The sequence below is a fragment of the Zetaproteobacteria bacterium genome (assembly GCA_003696765.1).
Taxonomy (GTDB): Bacteria; Pseudomonadota; Zetaproteobacteria; order Mariprofundales; family J009; genus RFFX01.
On the sequence record RFFX01000020.1, the window covers coordinates 1 to 5,836 of the forward strand.

Genomic DNA, 5,836 nt, shown 5'->3' on the forward strand with positions numbered 1-5,836 from the left:
TCACAGGCGAAGAGGCTGCCGGTGCGACCGAATCCGGTGGCGATCTCGTCGAGGATGAGCAACACTCCGTAGCGATCGCACAGCCTGCGCGCGCCGCGGACGAACTCCGGCGCATGGAAGCGCATCCCCCCCGCCCCCTGGACCAGCGGCTCGAAGATGAGCGCCGCGATCTCATGGTGGCGCGTCTCCATCAGCCGTTCGAGGTCGGCTAGTTGATCGGGGTGCCAGCGCGCCCCCGCCGGCGCCTCGGCGAAGAGATGGTCGGGGAGCATGCCGGTGAAGAGGTGGTGCATGCCGGAGACCGGATCGCACACCCCCATGGCGCCGAAGGTGTCGCCGTGGTAGCCGTGGCGGATGGTCAGCAGCCTGCGGCGGCCCGGCTCGCCCTGCGACCGCCAGTACTGCAGCGCCATCTTGATCGCCACCTCGACCGCCACCGAGCCGGAGTCGGCGAAAAAGATCGCCTCCATGCCGGAAGGGGCGATGGAGAGCAACCGCCTCCCCAGCGCCGCTGCCGGCGGATGGGTCAGCCCGCCGAACATCACATGGCTCATCCGGCGTGACTGCTCCACCAGCGCCCGGTCGAGCTCGGGCACGCGGTAGCCGTGGATGGCACACCACCACGAGGCCATGCCGTCGATCAGCCGCCGGCCGTCGGCCAGCACCAGCTCCACCCCTTCGGCCGCCACCACCGGCCAGACCGGATCGATCGCCGGCATCGGCGCATAAGGGTGCCACAGATGGTCGCGGTCGAAGCCGATCCAGTCGTCGACCGGTGTACTCCGGGCCACCGCACGAGGCCGCACGGTTGCCGCACCTTCCTCCCGTACGGTGCCGCTCAACCCCCGGCGATCTCCCGCAACATCGTCGCCACCGCCTCCGCAGCCTGGGCCACCGCCTCCCGGTCGCAGCCGCTGACCACGATCTCGCCGTGGGGATCGTCGGCGCAACGCCGCGGATAGGAGCCGATCTCCACCTCGGGAAAGCGCTCCTGGATGGCCTGCAGCCGGCGGTAGAAGCGGCTCTCGAAGCCGCGGAAGGGGAGTGTGCGGCGGTGGATCGTCCTCCCGCCGAAGCGGGGCAGGATCGCCTCCAGCTGCGAACGGAAGATCTCCGGCACCCCGGCCAGCACGAAGATGCCGTCGATCGCCGCCCCCGGAGCGATCGACTTCGGACAGACGATCGGCTCGGCTCCCTGCGGCAGCCGGGCCATACGTCGCCGCCCCTCGTTGAGCTGGTCGGCGCCGTAGTGGGCGCGCATCAACTCCAGTGTCGCCGCATCGGTCAGGAGCGGCACACCCAGGGCGGCGGCGACCGCCTCCATGGTGATGTCGTCGTGGGTCGGGCCGATGCCGCCGCAGGTGATCACCGCCGGCGCGCGGGCGCGCAACCGGCCGAGCGTGGCCACGATCACCTCCCGGTCGTCGGGTACCACCGCCACCTCGATCAGGCGGCAGCCGCGATCAAAGAGCCGCTGCGCGGCGACAAAGCTGTTGGCCTCCCGGGTGCGGCCGGAGAGCAGCTCGTTGCCGATGGCCACGAAGCCGGCCCGATCGAAACGCGCGGTCACCGCACTACACCGCTCCGGTGGCGCACCCATCCGCGGCCGCCATTCCGCCCTCTCGCGTTGCCGATGTCAGATCCACCGCCACAGATCGCACGAGAAGCCGATCGCCGGCAGGTCCCGACCGTGGGCGGCCATCATGGCGTCGTAGCGGCCGCCGTGGAGCAACACCCGGCTGTGCCCCTCGGCGTAGCCGCAGAAGATGGTGCCGCTGTGGTAGAGAAAGCGGGGGGTGAGCAGACCGTCGACCTCCACCCGGCAGCATCCCCCCAGCACCTCCTCGAGCCGGCGGCGGAGCGTATCGAGCAGATCCACCGCACGCCCGAAGGCGTCGTTGATCCCGGCGTGGTCCCGCAACAGCTCCAGATCGCCGCCGTCGCGGACCATGGCCGTCAACAACGCTGCGGCATCCGCCGCCACGCCGGCGCCGTCGAGCGCCCGGTGCAGATCCTCGGGCGAACGCCGTCGCAGCAGCGCCACCCAGTAGGCGAGGTCGGCATCTTCCCCCAGCAGGCTCTGCAGCAGACCGATGTGGCCGATGCGCAACAGCGGCGCATCGAAGCCGGCCTGCACCATCGCCCGGCCGGCCAGCTGCAGCACCTCGATCTCCGCCTCGATCCCGCCGATGCCGAAGAGCTCGATCCCGGTCTGCCACTGCTGCCGCCCCTCTCCCCCCTCTCCGGCGCGGGCGAGCACCACCGGCCCGGAGTAGTGGAGCCGCAGCTCGCTCTGCTGTCGCAGGCGCGTGGCCGCCAGGCGGGCGATCTGCGGCGTGATGTCCGGCCGCAGCGCCAGCTGTCCGGCATCGGCCGGGTCGGAGAAGACGATGGTCTGCTCGGCGAGGAAGCGGCCGGCACCGCAGGCGAGCGACTCCGGCCGTTCGACGATCGGAGGGATCACCTCCTGATAGCCGGCATCGGCAAAGAGCTCCGCCAGCCGGCGCTGGAGCGAACGCAAGGCCTCCGCCCGCACACCGAAGGCATCATCGATACCGACGACCGGACGCAGCGCCGCAGCGACCTCCACCGGCTATCCTTCCAGCCGAATCAGCCGGGCCATCTCGATGGCATCGAGCGCCGCCAGCTCGTCGAGCACCGCATCGTCGGGGGTGGAATCGACACTGACCAGCGCCACCGCCTTGCCGGAGGTGCCGCGACGTCCGAGGCGGAAGTCCCCGATGTTGATCCCCGCCCGGGCCAGCACCGCCCCGACGCCGGCGATCACTCCGGGGCGGTCGTGGTTCTCCAGGAAGATCATGGTGCCGCGCGGATCCATCTCCAGCTCACAGCCGTCGATGGTGACCAGACGAGGGCGGGTGCCGTCGAAGAGCACCCCCTCGACAGAGCGGCGGCCGTCGTCTCCCTCCACCTCGACCCGGATCAGGCTGGAGAAGTGGTCACTGCGGGCACGCGCCGCCTCGGCCACCTCGATGCCGCGGTCGCGGGCGATCACCCCGGCGTTGACCGCGTTGACCTCGTCGAAGCTGTGGGTGAGCAGCCCCTGCAGCAGGGCGTTGACCAGCGGCTTGCGGTTCATGGAGGAGACCGCCCCCTCGAAATGGAGCGTCACCCGGCTGTAGCCCGGCCGCATCATCTGGCCGACGAACTCGCCCATGCGGCGGCAGAGCGTGACGAACGGCCCCAGCTCGCGCGACTCCTCCTCGCCGACCGACGGGACGTTGATCCCGTTCTTCACCCTCCCCTCGAGCAGGTAGTCGCTCATCTGCTCGGCGATCTGCACGGCGACGTTCTGCTGCGCCTCGTCGGTCGAGGCGCCGATGTGGGGGGTGAAGGTGACGTTCTCCAGGGAGAAGAGCCGGTTCTCCCGTGCCGGCTCCTCGGCATAGACGTCGAGCGCCGCCGCGCGCAGATGGCCCGACTTGCACGCATCGAACAGCGCATCCTCGTCGACGATCCCGCCGCGGGCGCAGTTGACCAGGATCGCGCCGCGCTTCATCCGCCCGAGGATCTTCGCATCGATCAGGTTGCGCGTCGCCTCGACCAGGGGGACGTGGATGGTCAGGACATCGACCATCTCCGCCAGCGCCTCCAGTGTCTCCACCTTGGTCACCCCCATCGCCTCGGCACGCTCGCGCGAGATGAAGGGGTCGTAGACGAAGACCTCCATCCGCAGGCCGCGCAGCCGGTCGCAGACGATGGCACCGATGTTGCCCGCGCCGACCACCCCCGCCTTCTTCCCGGTCAGCTCCACCCCCATGAAGCGGGACTTCTCCCACTTGCCGGCTCGGGTGGATGCGTCGGCCTGCGGAATCATGCGCGCCGCCGCCGCCAGATGAGCGACGGCCAGCTCGGCGGTGGTCACCGTATTGCCGAAGGGGGTGTTCATCACCACGATGCCGCGGCGTGAGCAGGCATCGACATCGATGTTGTCCACCCCGATGCCGGCGCGCCCGATCACCTTCACCCGCCTGGCCGCATCGAGCAGCGCCCCTTCCAGACGGGTGGCCGAGCGGACGGCGATGCCGTCGTAGTCGCCGGCGATGGCCAGCTTCTCCTCCTCGGAGAGGCCCGGCTTGTAATCCACCTCGATCCCCCGGCGGCGGAAGATCTCCACCGCCTGGGGGCTCATCTTGTCCGCGATCCAGACCTTGGCCATGGCGTCACACCCGGGGGAAACGGCCGGCGAGCACCCGCTGCGCCGCCGCCACCCCCCTGCCCATCTCCACATCGGCGCCGAAGCGGTCGAGCGCCATCTCGATGGCGCTGATCGCGGTGACGATGTCGAAGACGTCGTAGTAGCCGAGGTGGGCGATCCGCACGATCTTCCCTTTGAGATGATCCTGACCGCCGGCGAAGGTGACCCCCATGGTATCGCGCAGATATTTGACGAAGGCGGCGCCGTCGATCCCCTCGGGTACCCAGGCGCCGGTGGCCGAGGTGGCCGGCGCAGAGGAGATCAGCTCCATGCCCAGGGCCCGCACCCCGGCGCGGGCCGCCTCCGCCAACAGGGCATGGCGGGCGTAGAGCACCGACAACCCCTCTTCACGCATCATCCGCAACACCTCGTTGAGGCCGGTGATCAGGGAGACCGCCGGGGTCCATGCGGTGGTATCCTTCCCCTTCATCTGACTCTTCCGCTCGACGGTCAGATCGAAATAGAAGCTCCCCTGCGGGGATGGGCGAGCAAGCGACCAGTACTTCTCCGAACAGGCCAGCATGGCCAACCCCGGCGGCAGCATGAAGGCCTTCTGCGAGCCGGAGATCACCACATCCAGCCCCCAGTCGTCCATCGGCATCTCGATCACCCCGAGGGCGGTGATGGCATCGACCACGATGGCACACCCCTCTCGCTGCGCGGTCAACGCGGCGATCTCGCGTACCGGATGTTCGGTGGTGGTCGAGGTCTCCGAGGCCTGGACGAAGACCCCCTTCGCCTCGGGATGGTCGTCCAGTGCCTCCGCGACCGCCCCGACGGTGACCGGCTCGCCCCACGGCACCTTGATCTCCACCGCATGGATGCCGTGCCGGACGGCGATCTTCCCCCAGCGCTCGCCGAACTTGCCGCCGTTGACGTAGATGATGGTGTCGCCGGGCGCGCAGAGATTGACCATCGCCGCCTCCATCGCGCCGGAGCCGGAGGAGGCGAGCATCAACGGATCCTGGCCGGTGCCGAACACCTCCTTGAGCATCTCCCGGGTCTCGGCGAAGAGGGCGGAAAACTGCGGTGTGCGGTGGTGGATCATCGGCTGCGCCATGCGTAGCAGGACACGCTCGGGGACGGCCGTCGGCCCGGGCGAAAGCAGATAGTGTTTGATCAATGCGTTCCTCTCCTTGTTTCGGATGATTGCGCAGACGGCTGCACAGGGCATCGCCGCAGGCGCTTCGCCCCTTTGTCTTCCACCGATCTCCACAGACAACCCGCCGCGCCGCACGGCATGCCGACGCCGTAACGACGGCTGCTTGCGAAACCACCGGAAAAGACGCCCGATCGGTGACGTTTCTCCATACACGAGAACAGGTTGCACGAACAACCTGACGTTGTGCACGAACAGAACGGCCGCGAATGCCGCTCTGACGGGCACCACGGCGGTCCCGTCATGCCGCCACGGAATCGTGCGCGATCGGGCAGGGCGATGCGCATGGTAGGAACGGACCCATGCAATGCAAACCGCTCCCCCACCCCAAAGGCAGCCTCCCGCGCTTGACATCGCCTCACGGCCGCAGGCAGGGTTGCGGCCAAGCGGTCGGCGGCGGAAGAGCGTCGCCCCGTTCGCCCCCCTTCCGGCCGGAAGCCATCCGATCCGCGGCCGGA

At 69.2% G+C, this 5,836-nt stretch carries 5 protein-coding genes; all 5 read right to left on the minus strand.

Features of this window, described 5'->3' with window-relative positions:
• On the minus strand, positions 1 to 719 hold a 719-nt coding region (locus D6682_01980; GenBank protein RMH52387.1), incomplete at its 3' end, for an aminotransferase class III-fold pyridoxal phosphate-dependent enzyme.
• A gap of 119 nt (positions 720 to 838) precedes the next feature.
• Positions 839 to 1,600 carry a competence/damage-inducible protein A gene (locus tag D6682_01985; GenBank protein RMH52384.1) on the minus strand — a complete coding sequence of 254 codons (762 nt, stop codon included), beginning with the start codon at positions 1,598 to 1,600 and terminating at the stop codon, positions 839 to 841.
• 36 nt (positions 1,601 to 1,636) lie between these two features.
• Entirely contained in the window at positions 1,637 to 2,572 is a 936-nt protein-coding gene (locus D6682_01990; GenBank protein RMH52388.1) for an ATP phosphoribosyltransferase regulatory subunit, read from the minus strand.
• Positions 2,573 to 2,593: 21 nt separating this feature from the next.
• Positions 2,594 to 4,180 (minus strand): phosphoglycerate dehydrogenase, encoded by a 1,587-nt coding sequence (locus tag D6682_01995; GenBank protein RMH52385.1) that lies wholly within the window; start codon positions 4,178 to 4,180, stop codon positions 2,594 to 2,596.
• A gap of 4 nt (positions 4,181 to 4,184) precedes the next feature.
• The gene (locus D6682_02000) at positions 4,185 to 5,342 is read right to left on the minus strand and encodes an alanine--glyoxylate aminotransferase family protein (protein ID RMH52386.1); all 1,158 of its coding nucleotides are present in this window, start codon (positions 5,340 to 5,342) and stop codon (positions 4,185 to 4,187) included.
• Between the last annotated feature and the right edge of the window lie 494 nt (positions 5,343 to 5,836).